Below are 19,069 nucleotides of genomic sequence, written 5' to 3' on the forward strand. Positions count from 1 at the left end.
GGCGGGGGCGATCACTCGTTCGGCTCAGCCCAAACCGGCGGACGACGCTCAGCGGCCGGCAGGCACGCGCCCGGTGCCGGGGGTACCCTGACCCGCTTCCCCGACTACCACTTGGGCGGGCTGGCCAGCAGCCGCGCGAGGACGTCGTCCAGGACCCGGGCGGTCGCCGGGACGTCGAGCTGGGAGTTGTCGATGATCGGGAGGCCGGAGCCGTACCAGCCCGCCATCCGGCCGTGGATACGGGCGACCTCCTCGTCCGTGAGGCGGCGGTTGCCGGAGCGCTCGGCATTGCGCTCCAGGACGATCTCCAGGCCCGGCAGCAGCACGACCGGCAGCAGACCTGGCCCCACATGCCGCTTCCAGCCGCCGAGGCCGACGACCGGCCGGTCGGGAAAGACCGCGTCGTCGAGGATGCACGAGATGCCGTTGGCCAGGAAGTTGCGCGCGGCGAAGCCACAGGTGCGGCGGGCGAGACGGTACTGCGCCTCAGAATGATCGTTCCACCCGGACTGCGGGTCGGCGAAGCCCGAGCGGACCCATTCGCGTACGTCGTCGAGGCTGATGTGCGCGGTGGGCACCCGGCGATGGTCCGCCCAGTACTTCGCGACGCTCGTCTTCCCGGCGCCCGCGGGGCCGATCAGCAGCACGGCGAGGGGTGCGGAGGACGGGTCGACGGGCCCGGTGGCGGGCGGTGGACCCGGCGTCGGGACGAAGTCGCCCTGGGGCAGCCGCATATGGCCGGTGGTGTCCGGTGTGGGCGGCACCTGGGCGTGCTGCGGAACGGGAGCGTGCTGGGGGACGGGCGGATGCTGGGCCTGCGGACCCGGCCCCGAGGGGACTTGGCCGGTGTAGACCGGAGCCGGAGCCGGCGGTCGGTTCGGGGGTGCGGAACCCGGGTGCGCGCCCGGGTGTTGCTGCCCCGCGTGCGGGGCGGCCGACGACCAGTCGGCGACCGGTCCTGGCCCCGGCTGGTGGGGCGGCGGCAGCGGAGACCCCACTGCGTCCTGCATCCGGTGCCACTCCATCTCGTACAGGCGATTGGCGCTGGTCGGCGGGGCACGAACCCTGCTCTCCCCCACTGCCCGGAAGCAGTGGGGGGACTTCCACCCGAACGGTACCGTCCCGGGCCGCCGTTTGGTGAACGGCCCGGAACAGCCCGAAGTGCCCATCGCCACAAGCGAATCGGGCCAAGCGCCCGAGTGGGGAGCTACTCCCCCACTTCGCCGTAGGCGGCGAGGAGGACGGCCGGGTCAGGGCCCTCCAGGACGGTCGGCTTGGCCAGTCCGTCAAGGACGATGAACCGCAGCAGGTTGCCCCGCGACTTCTTGTCGAGCTTCATCGTCTCCAGCAGCTTGGGCCACTGGTCGTAGCGGTAGTGCAGCGGCAGTCCGACGGACTCCAGGACCGTACGGTGCCGGTCGGCCGTCGCGTCGTCCAACCGGCCCGCGAGGCGGCCCAGTTCGGCCGCGAAGTGCATACCGACGGAGACGGCCGCGCCGTGCCGCCACTGGTAGCGCTCGTTCTTCTCGATGGCGTGCGCGAGCGTGTGCCCGTAGTTGAGGATCTCGCGCAGGCCCGACTCCTTCAGGTCCGAGGAGACGACCTCCGCCTTCACCTTGATCGAGCGCTCGATCAGCTCGGCGGTGTGCGGGCCGGACGGGCTGCGGGCGGCCTGCGGGTCGGCCTCGATCAGCTCCAGGATCACCGGGTCGGCGATGAAACCGGCCTTGATGATCTCCGCGAGCCCGGACACGTAGTCGTTGACGGGGAGCGAGTCCAGCGCCGCCAGGTCGCACAGCACACCGGCGGGCGGGTGGAAGGAGCCGACGAGGTTCTTGCCCTCGGCGGTGTTGATGCCGGTCTTGCCGCCGACCGCCGCGTCCACCATCGCCAGTACCGTAGTGGGGATCGCGATCCAGCGCACCCCGCGCAGCCAGGTCGCGGCGACGAAGCCGGCCAGGTCGGTGGTCGCCCCGCCACCGACGCCGACGATGACGTCGGTGCGGGTGAAGTTGGACTGGCCGAGCGCCTTCCAGCAGTAGGCGGCCACCTCCGCGGTCTTGGCCTCCTCCGCGTTTGGCACCTGGATGGCGACCGTCTCGAAGCCCTGGTCCGCCAGGTCGGCGCGCAGCGCCTCACCCGTCTCCGCGAGCGCCTCCGGGTGGATCACCGCGACCCGCTTCGCCCGGGGCCCGATCAGCCCGCCCAGCTCCTCCAGGAGCCGCCGGCCGATCAGGACCTCGTACGGATCGCTGCCCGCGGTGCCGCCGACCTGGATCCGCGTCACTGCCTCGGTGCTCATGCTGACTTCAACTCCAGTGCGTCCAGAACGGCTTGGGTGACCTCTTCGGGCGTACGGCCATCGGTGGCGACGACCGCGTCGGCGACCTCCGTGTACAGATGGCGGCGCGCCTCCATCAGCTCCCGCCACTGCCGGCGCGGGTTGACCGCCAGCAGGGGGCGGGCCGCGTTCAGGCCGGTGCGGTGAACCGCTTCCTCGACGTCCATCGAGAGATAGACGACCCGGTGCCCGGCCAGCAGCTTGCGGGTGTCCTCGTCGAGGATCGAGCCGCCGCCGAGGGCGAGGACGCCGTCGTGTTCGGCCAGCGCCCGCTGGACCGCCTGCTTCTCGACGGCCCGGAAGGCCGGTTCGCCCTCGTCGACGAAGATGTCGGCGATCGTGCGGCCCTGTTCGGCGACGATGTCGTCGTCCGTGTCCCGGTACGAGCACCCGAGCCGCTCGGCCAGCAGCCGCCCGACGGTGGACTTGCCGACGCCCATCGGCCCGACCAGCACAATCTGCGAAGGGCTCATCGGACGATCAGGTGTTCGAGGTAGGACTTCACGTTGCGGCGCGTCTCGGGCACACTGTCGCCCCCGAACTTCTCCACCACCGCGTCCGCCAGAACCAGGGCCACCATCGCCTCCGCGACGATCCCGGCCGCCGGGACCGCACACACGTCGGAACGCTGGTGATGCGCCTGCGTCGCCTCCCCGGTCACCACATCGACCGTCCGGAGCGCGCGCGGCACGGTCGCGATCGGCTTCATCGCCGCCCGCACCCGCAGCAGTTCACCCGTCGACAGACCGCCCTCGGTACCACCGGAGCGCCCCGTCGCGCGCCGGATACCGTCCTCGGTGGGGACGATCTCGTCATGCGCCTTCGAGCCGGGCACGCGCGCGAGGTCGAAACCGTCACCGACCTCGACACCCTTGATCGCCTGGATCCCCATCAACGCGGCCGCCAACCGGGCATCCAGCCTGCGGTCCCAGTGCACATGCGAGCCCAGACCGACCGGAACGCCGTACGCCAGCACCTCGACGACACCACCCAGGGTGTCGCCGTCCTTGTGAGCCTGGTCGATCTCCGCGACCATCGCCTTCGACGCGTCCGCGTCCAGACAGCGCACCGGATCCGCGTCCAGCCTCTCCACGTCCGAGGGCTTCGGGTAGACGCCGTACGGAGCCTTCGCCGCCGCCAGCTCCACCACGTGCGACACGATCTCGATCCCGGCCGCCGCCTTCAGGAACGAACGGGCCACCGCACCCAACGCCACCCGCGCCGCCGTCTCCCGCGCGGAGGCACGTTCCAGGATCGGGCGGGCCTCCTCGAAGCCGTACTTCTGCATCCCCGCGAGGTCCGCGTGCCCGGGGCGGGGACGCGTCAGCGGGGCGTTACGGGCCAGACCGGCCAGGACCTCCGGATCCACCGGGTCGGCCGCCATCACCTGCTCCCACTTCGGCCACTCCGTGTTCCCGACCATCACCGCGACCGGCGAACCCATGGACAGACCGTGCCGCACACCACCCAGGAACGTGATCTCGTCCTGCTCGAACTTCATCCGGGCACCGCGCCCATAACCGAGCCGACGCCTCGCCAGGTGGTCCGCCACCAACTCCGTGGTGATGGGCACGCCGGCGGGAAGACCCTCCAGCGTCGCGACGAGTGCGGGACCGTGGGACTCCCCCGCGGTCAACCAGCGCAACCTGCTCAACGGTGCTCCTCATACTCGCGCCCTGGTACTGCCCTGCGTACGCGCGTCCTCGCGTACGGCGACGGCGTGACCGGGTGCGCGGCCCAGGCCCGCCACCTCCCGATCCTCCCACGTCCGGGCCGAATGCCTGATCGGCGGTCCAGCAGCCGGACGCCGCACGGAATCGGGTCAGCGGTCCACGAGTGCCTTCTCGCCCGCCCTGCGCATGGCACCCAGCGGGCCGGGGGTGAGCCCGGTCATCTGTTCCACCTGAAGCACCGCCTGGTGCACGAGCAGGTCGAGCCCGCTGACGACCGCCCCGCCGTACGCAGACCAGCGGGCCGCCAGATCGGTCGGCCAGGGGTGGTAGAGAACGTCGAAGAGGGTCGCCGCCCGTTCCGGAACGGCGCCGGACAGCTCGTCCGTGGCCCCGGCCGGGGTGGTGGCGATCACCAGCGGGGCGTGCAGCGCTCGGGCCGCGTCCGACCAGTCCGCCGTACGGACCTCGATGTCGAGGCGTTCCCCCCACTGGCGCATCTCGACGGCCCGGGCCTCGCTGCGGACGTAGACGACGACCTCGCCGGTGCAGATCCGGGCCAGCGCGGCGAGCGCGGAGGAGGCGGTGGCGCCGGCGCCGAGGATCGCGGCGGAGTCGACCTGTTCGATGCCGTGCTCGCGCAGGGCGCCCACGATCCCGGGGATGTCGGTGTTGTCCCCGACGCACCGCCCGTCCGCGCCGAACACGACGGTGTTGACGGCCTCGACCGACGCGGCCGTCTCGCTGATCTCGTCGAGCCACGGGATGACCACGCGCTTGAGCGGCATGGTGAGCGAGAGCCCCGCCCATTCCGGCCCGAGTTCTCCCAGGAATCCCGGCAGGCCCCCCTCGTCGACCTCGAATCGGTCGTAGGTCCAGTCGGTGAGCCCGAGTTCCGCGTAGGCGGCACGGTGCAGCACCGGCGAGAGGGAGTGGGCGATGGGGGAACCGAGCACTGCGGCCCGGCGTCCCCCTCCGCGCTCAGCTGCCGCTTTTACGTTGCGCATTGAATTGCCGGACCAACTCTTCGTGTTCGGACAAGGTCTTGGTGAACTTGGTCGTCTTGCCGTCGAGAGAGATGAAGAACATCCATGCACCACCGTCGGGATTCAGTGCGGCCTTCAGCGCGTCGTCACTGGGATTTCCGATCGGCCCAGGCGGCAGACCCCGGTAGAAGTACGTGTTGTACGGGTCGTCGTAGCTCCGGATCTCCGACGTGGAAATATTGATTTTGCTCTGGTTTTTGAGATAATTGTATGTTGAGTCGAATTCGAGCTTCTGGTTGGTGATGTCGTTCGACGTCTTGAGGCGGTTGTAGACGACAGAGGCCATCTTCCTGAAGTCGTCGTGAGTGACACCCTCGGCCTGGACGAGACTCGCCACCGTGATGACCTGCAGCGGGCTCTCCAGGTCGAGCGTCTTCGCCTTGGCTTCAAGATCCAGCGTCTCGTACTTGGCGGTCGCCGCCGTGACCATTTCCTTCAGGACTTCCGCCGGCTTCATCCCCTTGGCGGCCGGATAGGTCGTCGGGTAGAGGAAACCTTCCAGCGGGTCCTTGATTTCCTTGTTGTCGTTCGCCCAGTCCGGCAGGCCGAAACTCTTGTAATCCTTCTTGGCGACCTTCGCGGTGGTACCGGCGGCAAGATCGAGCTTCTTGTCGATGGCCGCGTAGACCTGAACATTGCGCTGCCCGGGAGCGACGATCATGTTGTTCTGGCTCTTGGGATCGAGCATCAACGTGACGGCACTCTTGCCGGACATCTCCTTGTTCAGGACATAGACGCCGGCCTGGATCTTCTTCCCGTCGGGATTGTCCGACTGGGCGGAGACAAAGGCGTCGACACTTTTGACGACACCTTTTTCTTTCAGCGCCTGGCCGATCTCATAGCCACCCGCACCCTTGGGGATCTCGACCGTCACTGTCGCGCTCACGCCGTCGCCCGCGTAGTCGGGAGCCGGGCCGAAACGATTTTGGTAGAACTGGTACCCGAAATATCCGATTCCGGCGATGCCGCCACCGAACACCAGCACGACAACCAGGCAGGCCGTACCGGTGCGGCCCTTCTTACCCTTGTCGGCCTTGTTCTTCCCGGCCTTCTTGTTCTTCCCGTCGTCCCGGCCCTTTCGGTCGCCGCGACCCCGGCGCCCCTCCGCCTCTTCCTCGGGCTCGTCGTCATCGTCACCGCTCGCGAAGAAGGCGTGCTCACCCTGGTCGGGACCGGGGTCCCAGCCGGCCTGAGGTTCCGGCTCGGGCTCTGGTTCCGGCTCGGGACGGCGCCTGGCCGGCGGCTGCGGCGGCGGGTACGCGTCAGGCGTGCCGTAGTAGTCGGGCTGCTCGCCGCCGTACGCGACGGCCTGCTGGGCGTACGGATCCGTGGGGTCGGCGATGTACGGAACCTGCGCCTGCTGACCGGCGTTCCAGCCGCCGCCCGCGTACTGCTGCTGGCCCTGATCGACGTACTGCTGCTGCGCGGGGTCGCCGTACTGCTGCGGCGGGTACTGCTGTTGCTGGGGCTGCTGCTGATACTGCTGTGGGTACTGCTGGTGGGGGTACTGCTGCTGAGCCTGACCATAGGCGGCCTGCTGGCCGTCGGCGCCCCAGTCGCCGTACTGGGACTGCTGAGGCTGCTGGGGCTGCTGCGGGTAGTGCTGCGGCTGGCCGCCGTAGGAGGACTGGTCGGCCTGGGCCTGCTGTCCTTCCCATCCGCCGTCCCCGTACAACGGGTCCTCCGGATGCCACGGTTCGGAGCCTGGGCCCCGGCCATACTCAGTCATCAATCCCCTAGAGCCGCGAGGCGGCCGATCACGCGGCCCCCACATCGCCGCTACCGTTCCGCCTCTTACTGTGCGGCTACTGTTCGAACAGAGCCACAATCGCGCGGAACGTTACCGTATCGCGATCAGATGACCACTTCGACGCCCTCGCCGGGTGCTTTACCTGACACTCGTTCGGATTCCAGGGCCTGCTGCAGGATGATCACGGCCGCGGCCTGGTCAATGACCGATCTGCCCTTTTTCGATTTCACGCCAGATGCGCGCAGTCCCTGACTGGCCGTCACCGTCGTCATGCGCTCGTCCACCAGACGCACCGGGATCGGCGCGATGAGCCGGGCCAACAGGTCGGCGAAGCCTCGGACCTTCACGGCGGCGGGGCCCTCGCTCCCCTTGAGGGAGCGAGGGAGGCCGACGACGACCTCGATGGGTTCGTACTCGTCGACGAGTTCCTTCAACCTACGCTGAGCTGCGGGAACGTCCCTGCCCGGGACCGTCTCCACCGGAGTGGCGAGGATCCCGTCGGGATCGCACGAGGCGACCCCGATCCGGGCGTCCCCGACGTCGATCGCGAGTCGACGGCCGCGGCGCAGGGTGTTTCCGTCGCCGCTCACTTGGCCGTTTCCGCCACAAGGCGTTCGACGGCGTCGACGGCCTCGCCGACGGCAGCCGGGTTCTGGCCACCGCCCTGGGCGACGTCCGGCTTGCCGCCACCGCCACCGCCGAGGGTCTTGGCAGCCGTACGAACCAGGTCGCCCGCCTTGAGACCGCGCTCGCGGGCGGCCTCGTTGGTGGCGATGACCGTCAGCGGCTTGCCGTTGGCCGTGGTGAAGAGTGCGACGACGGCGGCCCGGCCGCCCTGGATGCGACCGCGTACGTCGAGGACCAGCTTGCGCAGGTCATCGGCGCTCGTGCCGTCCGGAACCTGGCCGGTGACGAGAGCCACACCGCGTACGTCCTTGGCGCCCTGGGCGAGACCGGCGGCAGCCTGGAGTACCTTCTCGGCGCGGAACTTCTCGATCTCCTTCTCCGCGTCCTTCAGCTTGCCGAGCATGGCGGAGACCTTCTCCGGAAGCTCCTCGGGGCGGCCCTTGACCAGCTCCTGGAGCTGAGCGACGACCGTGTGCTCCCGGGCCAGGAAGTTGTAGGCGTCCACGCCGACCAGGGCCTCGATACGCCGGACACCCGAACCGATGGACGATTCGCCGAGCAGCTTCACCAGCCCGAGCTGGGCGGTGTTGTGGACGTGGGTTCCGCCGCACAGCTCCTTGGAGAAGTCGCCGATCGTCACGACGCGCACGCGCTCGCCGTACTTCTCGCCGAACTCGGCGATGGCGCCCTGCTTCTTGGCCTCGTCGAGGCTGAGGATCTCGGCGTGCACGTCCAGGTCGCGGGCGAGCACCTCGTTGATCTGCTGCTCGACGTCGGTCATCACGGCCGTCGGTACGGCGGACGGGGAACCGAAGTCGAAGCGGAAGCGGCCCGGCTGGTTCTCGGAACCGGCCTGGGCGGCCGTCGGGCCGAGGGCGTCACGCAGGGCCTGGTGGGTGAGGTGGGTGGCCGAGTGGGCGCGGGCGATGGCCTTGCGGCGGCGCACGTCGATGGCGGCCTGGGCCTTGGCGCCCACGGTGACCTCGCCGACCTGGACGACGCCCTTGTGGACGTACACCCCGGGCACCGGCTTCTGGCAGTCGCGGATCTCGATGACGGCACCGGTGTCGATCCTGATCCGGCCGGTGTCGCCGATCTGGCCGCCGCCCTCGGCGTAGAACGGGGTGCGGTCGAGGACGATCTCGACCTCGTCGCCCTCGGTGGCGGCCGGGGAGGAGACACCGTCGACGAGGATGCCGACGACTGTCGACTCGCCCTCGGTACGGTCGTACCCGAAGAACTCGGTCTCACCGGCGGCGTCGGCGATCTCACGGTAGGCGCCCATGTCGGCGTGACCGGTCTTCTTGGCCTTGGCGTCGGCCTTGGCGCGGTCCCGCTGTTCCTTCATCAGGCGCCGGAAGCCGTCCTCGTCCACGGAAAGGCCCTGTTCGGCGGCCATTTCGAGGGTGAGGTCGATCGGGAAGCCCCAGGTGTCGTGGAGCAGGAACGCCTTGTCGCCGGAGAGGATCCTGCCGCCGGCCTGCTTGGTCTCGGTGACGGCGGTGTCGAGGATGTTGGTGCCGCCCTTGAGGGCCTTGAGGAAGGCGGCCTCCTCGGCGAGGGCCACGGTCTCGATGCGCTTACGGTCGGTGACGAGCTCCGGGTACTGCTGGCCCATCGTCTTGATGACGACGTCGACGAGATCGGCGACGACCGGCCCGGAGGCGCCCATCAGGCGCATGTTGCGGATGGCGCGGCGCATGATGCGGCGCAGCACGTAACCGCGCCCCTCGTTGCCGGGGGTGACGCCGTCGCCGATGAGCATGACGGACGTACGGATGTGGTCGGCGACCACGCGCATGGAGACGTCGGAGTTGTGCTTCTCGCCGTAGCGCACACCGGTCAGCTCGGTGGCCTTGTCCATGACGACGCGCAGGGTGTCGGTCTCGTACATGTTCTGTACGCCCTGCAGGATCATGGCGAGTCGTTCGAGGCCGAGACCGGTGTCGATGTTCTGCGACGGCAGGTCCCCGAGGATCGGGAAGTCCTCCTTGCCGTCGCCGGCGCCGCGCTCGTACTGCATGAAGACCAGGTTCCAGATCTCCACGTAGCGCTCGTCGTTGACGGCCGGGCCGCCCTCGACGCCGAACTCGGGGCCGCGGTCGTAGTTGATCTCGGAGCAGGGGCCGCACGGTCCGGGGACGCCCATGGACCAGAAGTTGTCCTTCTTGCCCAGGCGCTGGATGCGCTCGGCCGGGACGCCGATCTGCTCGCGCCAGATCTGCTCGGCCTCGTCGTCGTCGAGGTAGACGGTGATCCAGAGCTTCTCGGGGTCAAGGCCGTAGCCACCGTCGGCGACGGAGTTGGTGAGCAGGTCCCAGGCGTACTTGATGGCTCCTTCCTTGAAGTAGTCCCCGAAGGAGAAGTTGCCGCACATCTGGAAGAACGTGCCGTGCCGGGTGGTCTTGCCGACCTCTTCGATGTCGGGCGTGCGCACGCACTTCTGCACGCTGGTGGCGCGCGGGGCGGGCGGCTTCGTCTCACCGAGGAAGTACGGCTTGAAGGGGACCATGCCCGCGTTGACCAGGAGGAGAGTCGGGTCGTCCGCGATGAGCGACGCCGAAGGGACGACGGTGTGGCCGCGCTCCTCGAAGAAGCTCAGCCAGCGGCGACGAATTTCAGCCGACTCCATCAGTGGTCCTCATTCCGGTTGTACGGGTGCGTGTTGTCCAGCATCCCGTAGTGCTTCTCATCGTGCTTCAGGTTTTCCGCGCCCCGGTCGAGGGCGGCGGGCCGCCGTTGCGGGGGCAGGCGGCGGCCCGGGGGTTCGGCGATCCCGAGTGCCTCACCCAGCTCCGCCTCGCGCTGGACCATCCCGGCCCGCACGTCGAGGGCGAAGTCCTTGACGCGGTGGCCGGCCTCGATCGCCTTGTTGGCGGCCTGCGCGGCGAGGTGCTCGGGGGTCAGCTGCCGGATCTTGCGGTTGACCTTGGTGGTGGCCCACACACCGGCCGCGGCGCCCGCGGTGAACCAGAACGTACGGCGGAACATGACGGGGTTCAGCCCTTCTGCCTGCGGCGCTTTTGGCCCTTCGGGGCCGGTACGGTGCGACCGACGATGACGGTGCGCCGGGCCCGCTCGGGTACGGGCGCCTCGCCGTCCTTGGTGCGGCTCATCGCCCGGCGTACGCCGTAGCCGAACGCGGCGACCTTGACGAGCGGGCCGCCGAAGGTCGAGGCGACGGTGGTGGACAGCGCCGACGCGTTGGAGGTGACCTCCTGGACGTCGGTGGCGATGGCGTCGACCCGGTCGATCTGTGTCTGTGCGGAGCGCACGGCCTGGGAGGCGTCGGCCAGCAGCGGCACGGCCTGGTCCGTCACCTCCGCGACCAGTTTCGTCGTCGCCCTGAGCGTCTGGGCCAGCCTCACCAGAGCCACGGCGAGGAAGGAGACCAGAATCGCCCAGAAGACGGCCACCAGGATCCCGGCAACCTCTCCACCGGTCACACCGCACCGCTCTCTGCGCTCGTAGATCGACTGAACTCTGGGGTACTTCACGTGTGTTCCGAGTACTTCGAAAGTCGCCCCCGACCCTATCGCGCCGGAGGTGGCTCTCCGTACCCGGACGAGGGCCCGCCGGGTCGGCGGCCGTACGCGGTCGGGGGCCGTACGCGAAAGCCCGCCGCTCCCCCGCCGGTGAGGGCGGGGAAACGACGGGCCGAGGCGCGAAGCCAGTGGTACCAAGTGCTGCGACCGCTGGATCAGCGGGCGTAGTACTCGACGACGAGCTGCTCGTCGCAGATCACCGGGATCTCCTTGCGGTTCGGCTCGCGGTCCAGGCGGAAGGCCAGGGCGCCGAGGTTCACCTGCAGGTAGCGCGGGGTCTCACCGTCGGGGGCGAAGCCACCGGCGCGCGCGACCTCGAACAGCGTCTTGCTGCGGCTGCGCTCGCGGACCATCACGACGTCGTCGGGACGGACACGGAACGACGGCTTGTCGACCTTGCCACCGTTGACCTCGATGTGGCCGTGGACGACCATCTGGCGGGCCTGGTAGATCGTGCGGGCGATGCCCGAACGCAGAACCAGGGCGTCGAGACGACGCTCCAGCTCGATGACCAGGGCCTCACCGGTCTTGCCCTGCGTCTTGGCGGCACGCTCGTAGGCGCGGACGAGCTGGCGCTCGGACACGTCGTACTGCGCACGCAGACGCTGCTTCTCCAGCAGACGGACCTTGTAGTCCGAGTTCTGCTTGCGGCCACGACCGTGCTCACCCGGCGGGTAGGGACGGGCCTCGAAGTACTTGACGGCCTTCGGGGTCAGCGCGATGCCGAGGGCACGCGACTTCTTGACCTTGGGGCGGGACTGGTTCGCCACTTCTTTTCCTTTTCCTTTTCGGCTGCCTCAGGGTTACGGGAGGTCGCATCCGCAGCCGGGGATTCCCGGCAGGTCCACGAGGGACTTGCCAGGCAGCCGTTCCCCTGTGCTGGGCACATACGTGCAGCACACGAACGGCCCACCGACCGTTCCCGGAATCCCGGATGGTGGTGGGCTGCCCGCGACACCTACGAAGGTGCGCGACGCTCCTGGATCAGAAGATCCGGCTGGTTGTCCCGCCTGAGGCGCCGGCCGAAGCCGGACACGGGACGCAGCACTGCGCAGGATTCTACAGGCTGCTCAGGACCGCTTTCGACCGAGGTGTTTCCTGGTCCACTCGACCGCGTCCGCGTATCTGGCCTCGGCTCCGTGCCGGGTCGGTTCGTAGTACGTACGGTCCTTGAGTTCCTCCGGCGCGTACTGCTGCTCGGCGATCCCCTCGGGCAGGTCGTGCGGGTACACGTACCCCTGTGCGTGGCCGAGCTTGGCGGCGCCCTTGTAGTGCCCGTCCCGCAGATGCATCGGCACGGGGCCCGCATGACCTTTGCGTACGTCCTCCATGGCGGCGCCGATCGCCATGGTCGCGGCGTTGGACTTGGGGGCCAGGGCGAGAGCGATGGTGGCGTGGCTGAGGGTGAGGGCGGCCTCCGGGAAGCCGATCATGGCGACGGCCTGCGCGGCGGCGACAGCTATGGGCAGGGCGTTGGGATCGGCGAGGCCGATGTCCTCGCTGGCGGAGATCATCAGACGGCGGGCGATGAAGCGGGGGTCCTCGCCGGCCTCGATCATGCGGGCGAGGTAGTGCAGGGCAGCGTCGACGTCGGAGCCCCGGATGGACTTGATGAGGGCGCTGGCGACGTCGTAGTGCTGGTCGCCGTCACGGTCGTACTTCACGGCCGCCCGGTCGACGGTCTCCTCCAGTGTCTGGAGGGTGATCTCCCCGTCGCCCTTGTCGAGCGCGGCGCCCGCGGCGGCCTCCAGCGCGGTCAGGGCCCGGCGGGCGTCTCCGCCGGCGATCCGCAGGAAGTGTTCCTCGGTGTCCTCGGGGAGGGTGACGGCGCTCTTGAGGCCGCGCTCGTCGGTGAGCGCGCGACGCAGCAGGCCGCGCAGGTCGTCGTCCGTGAGCGGTTCGAGGGTGAGGAGGAGGGACCGGGAGAGGAGGGGCGAGATCACCGAGAAGTACGGGTTCTCGGTGGTCGCCGCGATCAGGGTCACCCAGCGGTTCTCGACGGCGGGCAGCAGGGAGTCCTGCTGGGCCTTGCTGAAGCGGTGGATCTCGTCGAGGAAGAGGACGGTCTCCTTGCCGAAGCCGCCGGTGGCGCGGCGGGCCCCGTCGATGACCGCGCGGACCTCCTTGACGCCCGCCGTGATCGCCGACAGCTCGACGAAGCGCTTGTCGGTGGCCTTGGAGACCACGTACGCCAGGGTGGTCTTGCCGGTGCCCGGCGGCCCCCAGAGGAGCACGGACGACGGTCCGGCCGGTCCGCCCGCGCTCTCGCCGACGAGCCGGCGGAGTGGTGACCCCGGCTTCAGCAGGTGCTGCTGGCCCACGACCTCGTCGAGGACGCGCGGACGCATCCGCACGGCCAGGGGGCTTCCGGACGGGTCCTTCTCCTGGCGGGCTTCCGCCGCGGCGGTGAAGAGGTCGGGTTCCACGTCCAAAACCCTATGTCACGGCACTGACAGTCGGCCCAGCCCGGTCAGCTGGTCCAGAAGTCCCACCAGCGGGTCAGGATCAGCATCCCGATGATGCCGATGTGCAGGACCGGCACGACCCAGGTGAACTCGCCGAAGAAGCTCCTGAGCCACTTCGGCGCGGGGATGAAACCGTTCCTCACGTTGAACGAGGTCACGTACCAGAACATGATGATCGTCGCGACCCAGGCCAGGGAGCACCACAGGCACAGCGCGTTGATCCGGTACAGGGACTGGAACTGCAGCCAGGTGCAGAATCCGACACCGAAGAGGGTGCCCGCGTTGAAGGTGAGCCAGTACCAGCGCGGGAAGCGGGCCCGGCCCAGCAGGCTCATGCCGACGCAGATGACGATGCCGTAGGCGACGAGGCCGAGCATCGGGTTGGGAAACCCGAAGGCGGCGGCCTGCTTGCTCTCCATCACGCTGCCGCAGGACACCACGGGGTTGAGGCTGCAGCCGGGCGTGAACGTCGTGCCCGCGACCTTGGCTTCGAGCAGCTTGAACTTGTCGATCGTGATGACCCACGCCGCCAGCAGTCCGGCCGCGCCGGTGAGCAACAGCATCACGGCGAACGCACGACTGCCGCCCACGGAGCGCGAGGCCTCGGCGGGGGGTTCGGGCTGGTCGGTGGAGGCGCCGTCCTTCAGCACTGTCGTCTTGGTCATCACGCCGTTCCGTTGCTTCGAGAGGGGGGTTGGCGGGCACGGTCATTGTGCCGCACGCGGGCGCGTGTCCACCGTTCGGTGGACATAAGGAGGCACACCCGGTTGCCCCGGAGCGGCGACGGGCCACGCGCGTGCCGCTCCGGATCGAATTCCTCTGCCAGGACGAATCGGCGGCCGCCGAGTTGACGGTCCGCGACGTCGGGTTCAGCTGGTCCGGCGTTCGACGACAGAGGGGACGAGGGCGCCCCCTCTGCCTCAGCCCAGCCTCGACTCCAGTTCGGCGACGATCTCGTTCACGCCGATCGCCGTCTGCTCCCCGGACTCCATGTCCTTGAGCTGGACCACGCCCTCGGCGAGGTCGCGCTCACCGGCGACGAGTGCGAAGCGGGCGCCGGACCTGTTGGCCGCCTTCATGGCCGCTTTGAGCCCCTTGGCCCCGTACGAGAAGTCCGCCGCGACGCCCACCTTGCGCAGCTCCGTGACCTTCGCGAACAGCACCCGGCGGGCCTCCTCGCCCAGCGGCACCGCGAACACGCTCGTCGCGGACGGGAGTTCGAGTTCGACACCCTCCGCCTCGAGCGCCAGCACCGTACGGTCGACGCCCAGCGCCCAGCCCACCGACGGCAGCGCGGGGCCCCCGAGCATCTCGGAGAGGCCGTCGTAGCGCCCGCCGCCGCCCACCGCGGACTGCGAGCCGAGTCCGTCGTGGACGAACTCGAAGGTCGTACGCGTGTAGTAGTCGAGGCCGCGGACCAGCTTCGGGTCGTCCTCGAAGGCGACGCCGGCCGCGGTGATCAGCTCGCGGACTTCCTCGTGGTACGCCTTGCACGCGTCACAGAGGTAGTCCCGCAGGAGCGGTGCCCCCACCAGCTGCTTCTGGACGTCGTCCCGCTTGTCGTCCAGCACCCGCAGCGGGTTGATGTCGGCCCGGCGCAGCGTCTCCTCGTCCAGGTCGAGGCCCCGGAGGAAGTCCTGCAGTGCCGCCCGGTAGATCGGACGGCACTCCTTGTCGCCCAGGCTGTTCAGCAGGATGCGGAAGTTCCGGAGGCCCAGCGTGCGGTACGCCTGGTCCGCCAGGATGATCAGCTCGGCGTCCAGCGCCGGGTCCTCCGCTCCGATCGCCTCGGCACCGACCTGGGAGAAGTGGCGGTAGCGGCCCTTCTGGGGGCGCTCGTAGCGGTAGTACGAGCCGGAGTACCAGAGCTTGACGGGGAGGTTGCCCAGCTTGTGGAGGTTGGCCTCCAGCGCCGCCCGCAGCACGGACGCGGTGCCTTCGGGGCGCAGGGCCAGCCTGTCGCCGCCCTTGGTCTCGAAGGCGTACATCTCCTTCGTCACGATGTCCGTCGATTCGCCGACGCCCCGGGCGAACAGTTCGACGTTCTCGAATCCCGGCGTCTCGATGTAGCCGTAGCCGGAGTTGCGCAGGGGGGCCGCGATGGCTTCCCGTACCGCCAGGAACTTCGCGCTCTCCGGCGGGATCAGGTCGTACGTGCCCTTGGGGGCCTTGAAGGTGCTCACGGGTGTCTCGTCACATTCCTCGTCGGGGAGGGGGGTTCGAACCCTCGCCGCGATCGTGAAGGCCGGCCGCCACCTGCCGCAGATACGGATTGGTGGCGCGCTCCTGGCCGATGGTCGTCTGGGCGCCGTGACCGGACAGCACCACGGTCGAGTCGTCGAGCGGCAGGCACACGCGTGCCAGCGATTCGAGCATCTCGGCCATGTCACCGCCGGGCAGGTCGGTGCGTCCGATGGAGCCGGCGAAGAGCAGGTCGCCCGAGAAGAACACGGACGGGATGTCCGTGGTCTCGGGCATCCTGAACGTCACCGACCCCTTGGTATGGCCCGGCGCGTGCGCCACGCTCAGTTCGAGTCCCGCCAGTTCCAGCCGCGCGCCGTCCGTGAGCTCCTTGACGTCGTCCGGTTCGCCGATGGTCAGCTCGCCCATCAGCTGCATGCCGATGGAGCGGCCGAGCGCCTTCTCCGGGTCGCTCATCATGAAGCGGTCGTCGGGGTGGATCCACGCGGGGACACCGTGCGCGCCGCACACCGGGACGACCGAGGCGACATGGTCGAGGTGGCCATGGGTGAGGACGACCGCGACGGGCTTGAGCCGATGTTTTCTGAGCGTCTCCTCGACTCCCTCGGCGGCCTGGTGGCCCGGGTCGATGATCACGCACTCCTCACCGGCGGCGGGGGCGACGAGATAACAGTTCGTCCCCCAGGCGCCGGCCGGGAACCCGGCAATGAGCACGATCGTCCTTCGATTTGTGGCGTACGTGGTCGTACGGGGTGGATGGCAGTGCCGCAGAGCCTACCGGCGCTGCCGTTTCCTCAGCGAACCCATATACGGTACGGGGCACACGCAGGCGATCGGCACACAAGACGCACGCGTCCCAGTTGACGTACGAGACGCATGAGGAGAGAACCCGGTGGTCACCCAGGAGCAGCGGCGGCGTCAGCTCGCCCGGGAGAAGTTCTTGCGGCAGCAGCAGCGGCGTACTGCCGCGCGGCGCAAGGCGAACGTGCGCAACTCGGTGATCGCGTCGGTCCTCGGCGTGATCGTCGTGGGAAGCGTGTTGTCGTACGCGACCGGAGTCTTCAAGAACGACGACAGCAAGTCGAACGCGAGCGCGGAGGTCACTCCGAGCGCCTCGCCGAGCAAGGCCCCGGACCCCTGTGCGAAGCCGGCCGAGGGTGCGGTGAAGTCGCTGAGCTGGAAGAAGGAGCCGGCGATGACCATCGACAAGTCGGCGAAGTACGAGTTGAAGCTCGCGACGACCTGCGGCGACATCGACGTCGCCCTGAAGACGTCCGCGGCCCCGCACACGGTGAACTCGTTCAACTTCCTGGCGAGCAAGGGCTACCTGGACCACACCAAGTGCCACCGGCTCACCACGAACGGCATCTACGTGCTGCAGTGCGGTGACCCGAAGGGCACCGGCATGGGCGGCCCGGGCTACACGCTTCCGGACGAGAACCTGAAGGACAAAACCCTCAAGAACAACATCTACCCGGCGGGCACGATCGCGATGGCCAACACGGGCCAGGCGCACACCGGCGGCAGCCAGTTCTTCCTGGTCTACCAGGACAGTCAGCTTCCGCCCAGTTACACACCGTTCGGCACGATTTCCGCGTCGGGAATGAAGGTCCTCAAGAAGATCGCCGCGGCCGGTGAGGCCACGGGACAGGGCGACGGCGCACCGAATGCGACCGTTGTGATCAACAAGGCGACAGTAACGAAATCCTGATCGCCAACTGCGAAACTTCGGTCGCGCGGGATGCGGACAGCATCCCTGCCGGTCGCCTATGTTGGCCGTGACGAAACTGTGGACGATGCCCGGGGGTGCAGAGCCCTCCGCAGGCATCATGTGGAGGAGGCGCTGTGAGCAGCGACCCGTGGGGCCGCGTCGACGAGACGGGGACCGTGTACGTGCGTACTGCCGACGGTGAGCAGGTCGTCGGTTCCTGGCAGGCCGGCTCCCCCGAGGAGGCGTTGGCCTACTTCGAGCGCAAGTACGAGGGCCTGGTTGTCGAGATCGGCCTCCTCGAGAAGCGAGTCAAGACCACCGACCTGTCCGCGAAGGACGCGCAGGTGGCCATCGACCACATCCGCGAGCAGGTGGACGCCCACCACGCGGTGGGCGATCTGGCCTCGCTGAAGGTCCGGCTGGACAAGCTCGTGGAGACCGTCGAGACCCGCCGTGAGGAGCGCAAGCAACAGCGGGCCAAGCAGTCCGACGAGGCACGGCACGCCAAGGAGGCGCTGGTCGTCGAGGCGGAGGAGCTGGCGCAGTCCGACCAGTGGCGGTCCGCCGGTGAGCGGCTGCGCGCGCTGGTAGACACCTGGAAGGGGCTGCCGCGGCTCGACCGGAAGTCGGACGACGAGTTGTGGCACCGCTTCTCGCACGCCCGCTCGGCGTTCTCCAAGCGGCGCAAGGCGCACTTCGCGTCTCTGGACGCGCAGCGCGAGGACGCCCGCAAGGTCAAGGAGAAGCTGGTCGCGGAGGCCGAGGCGCTGTCCGCGTCGACGGACTGGGGTCCGACGGCGGCGCGCTACCGCGAGCTGATGACGGACTGGAAGGCCGCGGGCCGCGCCCAGCGCGAGCACGAGGACGACCTGTGGAACCGCTTCCGCGGTGCCCAGGACGTGTTCTTCGCGGCGCGCGGTTCGGTCTTCGCCGAGCGGGACGCGGAGCAGACCGAGAACCTCCAGCTGAAGGAGGAGCTGGCCCAGGAGGCCGAGAAGCTTCTGCCGATCACGGACCTGAAGGCCGCTCGGGCCGCGTTCCGTTCGATCAACGAGCGCTGGGAGGCCATCGGCCATGTGCCGCGCGACGCGCGTCCGAAGGTCGAGGGCCGGATGCACACGGTCGAGCGGGCCCTTCAGGAGTCCGAGGAGACCGAGTGGCGCCGGACGAACCCGGAGGCACGCGCGCGTGCCGAGGGTCTGACCGGCCAGCTCCAGGCTGCCGTGGACAAGCTCGGCGGCCAGATCGAGACCGCTCGGGCGCAGGGCAACAACGCCAGGGCCGACAAGCTCCAGAAGGAGCTGGACGGCCGTCAGGCGCTGCTGGACCAGGCGCTCAAGGGGCTGCAGGAGTTCGGCGGCTAGGTCGTTCGCCGGTTTCCCGGTTCTCTCGCACACCGCGACGCAAGAGGGGCGCCGGTTCTTGGCCTTGTACGCCGTGGCGGCGTTGTGGTCGGGGTCGTCGCAGTACTTCGGCGCCTGCCCGCGCACGCTGGGGTCCTTCGGGACCCGGGGCCGGTGGCAGTCGGGGAACACGCACTCGTTGGCGGCCTGCTCGGGCTGTTGGGTCTGCTGCTCACTCATGGTCGTTGCTCCTACTCGACGTTGGGGAGGTCAGCGGCGCGGATGACCTGCTCCTCGCGAGCGGTCCATCCGGTGCCCTGGTAACTGCTGGGGAGCGTCTCGTCGACGAGCTCCCCGTCCTCGTCCCAG

Annotated in this window: 17 protein-coding genes; 2 read left to right on the forward strand and 15 right to left on the reverse strand. The window is 69.0% G+C overall.

Going from position 1 to position 19,069, the window contains the following annotated elements; genetic code table 11:
- Nucleotides 1-104 precede the first annotated feature (104 nt).
- The 15 genes from STRTUCAR8_RS38455 to STRTUCAR8_RS38525 all read right to left on the reverse strand — a co-directional run bounded on the left by STRTUCAR8_RS38455 (nt 105) and on the right by STRTUCAR8_RS38525 (nt 16,360).
- Nucleotides 105-1,010: a Pro-rich N-terminal domain-containing protein gene (locus tag STRTUCAR8_RS38455; protein ID WP_078507444.1), complete on the reverse strand. Its 906-nt coding sequence runs from the start codon at nt 1,008-1,010 to the stop codon at nt 105-107.
- Between the two features lie 197 nt (nt 1,011-1,207).
- On the reverse strand, nt 1,208-2,302 hold the full coding sequence (gene aroB, locus STRTUCAR8_RS38460) for a 3-dehydroquinate synthase (RefSeq protein WP_044473602.1): 1,095 nt from the start codon (nt 2,300-2,302) through the stop codon (nt 1,208-1,210).
- Complete coding sequence (locus tag STRTUCAR8_RS38465) at nt 2,299-2,814, reverse strand: shikimate kinase (protein WP_006381761.1); 516 nt, start codon at nt 2,812-2,814, stop codon at nt 2,299-2,301. The genes aroB and STRTUCAR8_RS38465 overlap by 4 nt, the downstream gene beginning before the upstream one ends.
- Nucleotides 2,811-3,995, reverse strand: coding sequence for a chorismate synthase (gene aroC / locus STRTUCAR8_RS38470; protein WP_006381758.1), 1,185 nt, complete (start codon nt 3,993-3,995; stop codon nt 2,811-2,813). The genes STRTUCAR8_RS38465 and aroC overlap by 4 nt, the downstream gene beginning before the upstream one ends.
- Nucleotides 3,996-4,163: 168 nt before the next feature.
- A complete protein-coding gene (locus tag STRTUCAR8_RS38475; RefSeq protein ID WP_044473603.1) occupies nt 4,164-5,018 on the reverse strand; it encodes a shikimate dehydrogenase in 855 nt (284 codons plus the stop codon).
- Nucleotides 4,993-6,786, reverse strand: coding sequence for an endolytic transglycosylase MltG (gene mltG / locus STRTUCAR8_RS38480; RefSeq protein WP_044473604.1), 1,794 nt, complete (start codon nt 6,784-6,786; stop codon nt 4,993-4,995). Before mltG ends, STRTUCAR8_RS38475 begins: the two co-directional genes overlap by 26 nt.
- A gap of 125 nt (nt 6,787-6,911) precedes the next feature.
- Nucleotides 6,912-7,397, reverse strand: a complete 486-nt coding sequence (ruvX, locus tag STRTUCAR8_RS38485) for a Holliday junction resolvase RuvX (RefSeq protein WP_006381757.1) — start codon at nt 7,395-7,397, stop codon at nt 6,912-6,914.
- Nucleotides 7,394-10,066 (reverse strand): alanine--tRNA ligase, encoded by a 2,673-nt coding sequence (gene alaS / locus STRTUCAR8_RS38490; RefSeq protein ID WP_006381764.1) that lies wholly within the window; start codon nt 10,064-10,066, stop codon nt 7,394-7,396. Before alaS ends, ruvX begins: the two co-directional genes overlap by 4 nt.
- A complete protein-coding gene (locus STRTUCAR8_RS38495; RefSeq protein WP_006381752.1) occupies nt 10,066-10,425 on the reverse strand; it encodes a hypothetical protein in 360 nt (119 codons plus the stop codon). Before STRTUCAR8_RS38495 ends, alaS begins: the two co-directional genes overlap by 1 nt.
- An 8-nt stretch (nt 10,426-10,433) precedes the next feature.
- Nucleotides 10,434-10,880 carry a DUF948 domain-containing protein gene (locus STRTUCAR8_RS38500; protein ID WP_044473605.1) on the reverse strand — a complete coding sequence of 149 codons (447 nt, stop codon included), beginning with the start codon at nt 10,878-10,880 and terminating at the stop codon, nt 10,434-10,436.
- A 254-nt stretch (nt 10,881-11,134) separates the two neighbouring features.
- A complete protein-coding gene (gene rpsD / locus STRTUCAR8_RS38505) occupies nt 11,135-11,749 on the reverse strand; it encodes a 30S ribosomal protein S4 (protein WP_006381762.1) in 615 nt (204 codons plus the stop codon).
- A gap of 300 nt (nt 11,750-12,049) precedes the next feature.
- Nucleotides 12,050-13,405 carry a replication-associated recombination protein A gene (locus STRTUCAR8_RS38510; RefSeq protein ID WP_044473607.1) on the reverse strand — a complete coding sequence of 452 codons (1,356 nt, stop codon included), beginning with the start codon at nt 13,403-13,405 and terminating at the stop codon, nt 12,050-12,052.
- A 44-nt stretch (nt 13,406-13,449) separates the two neighbouring features.
- Nucleotides 13,450-14,109, reverse strand: coding sequence for a vitamin K epoxide reductase family protein (locus STRTUCAR8_RS38515; protein ID WP_044473606.1), 660 nt, complete (start codon nt 14,107-14,109; stop codon nt 13,450-13,452).
- 255 nt (nt 14,110-14,364) lie between these two features.
- On the reverse strand, nt 14,365-15,627 hold the full coding sequence (gene hisS, locus STRTUCAR8_RS38520; RefSeq protein ID WP_006381755.1) for a histidine--tRNA ligase: 1,263 nt from the start codon (nt 15,625-15,627) through the stop codon (nt 14,365-14,367).
- A 10-nt stretch (nt 15,628-15,637) separates the two neighbouring features.
- On the reverse strand, nt 15,638-16,360 hold the full coding sequence (locus tag STRTUCAR8_RS38525; RefSeq protein ID WP_006381760.1) for an MBL fold metallo-hydrolase: 723 nt from the start codon (nt 16,358-16,360) through the stop codon (nt 15,638-15,640).
- Nucleotides 16,361-16,538: 178 nt separating this feature from the next.
- On the opposite strand from STRTUCAR8_RS38525, the gene STRTUCAR8_RS38530 reads away from it, so the two are divergent.
- Entirely contained in the window at nt 16,539-17,357 is an 819-nt protein-coding gene (locus STRTUCAR8_RS38530; protein ID WP_006381763.1) for a peptidylprolyl isomerase, read from the forward strand.
- A gap of 134 nt (nt 17,358-17,491) precedes the next feature.
- Nucleotides 17,492-18,721 (forward strand): DUF349 domain-containing protein, encoded by a 1,230-nt coding sequence (locus STRTUCAR8_RS38535; protein ID WP_006381753.1) that lies wholly within the window; start codon nt 17,492-17,494, stop codon nt 18,719-18,721.
- Nucleotides 18,722-19,069: the final 348 nt, after the last annotated feature.

The sequence above is a fragment of the Streptomyces turgidiscabies Car8 genome, from assembly GCF_000331005.1.
Classification (GTDB): Bacteria; Actinomycetota; Actinomycetes; order Streptomycetales; family Streptomycetaceae; genus Streptomyces; species Streptomyces turgidiscabies.

Coding starts and splice junctions, on each gene's coding strand:
- STRTUCAR8_RS38495 (WP_006381752.1), bottom strand. CDS start 10,425: ATGTTCCGCCGTACGTTCTGGTTCACCGCGGGCGCCGCGGCCGGTGTG.
- STRTUCAR8_RS38475 (WP_044473603.1), bottom strand. CDS start 5,018: ATGCGCAACGTAAAAGCGGCAGCTGAGCGCGGAGGGGGACGCCGGGCC.
- STRTUCAR8_RS38465 (WP_006381761.1), bottom strand. CDS start 2,814: ATGAGCCCTTCGCAGATTGTGCTGGTCGGGCCGATGGGCGTCGGCAAG.
- mltG (WP_044473604.1), bottom strand. CDS start 6,786: ATGACTGAGTATGGCCGGGGCCCAGGCTCCGAACCGTGGCATCCGGAG.
- STRTUCAR8_RS38455 (WP_078507444.1), bottom strand. CDS start 1,010: ATGCAGGACGCAGTGGGGTCTCCGCTGCCGCCGCCCCACCAGCCGGGG.
- aroB (WP_044473602.1), bottom strand. CDS start 2,302: ATGAGCACCGAGGCAGTGACGCGGATCCAGGTCGGCGGCACCGCGGGC.
- STRTUCAR8_RS38515 (WP_044473606.1), bottom strand. CDS start 14,109: ATGACCAAGACGACAGTGCTGAAGGACGGCGCCTCCACCGACCAGCCC.
- alaS (WP_006381764.1), bottom strand. CDS start 10,066: ATGGAGTCGGCTGAAATTCGTCGCCGCTGGCTGAGCTTCTTCGAGGAG.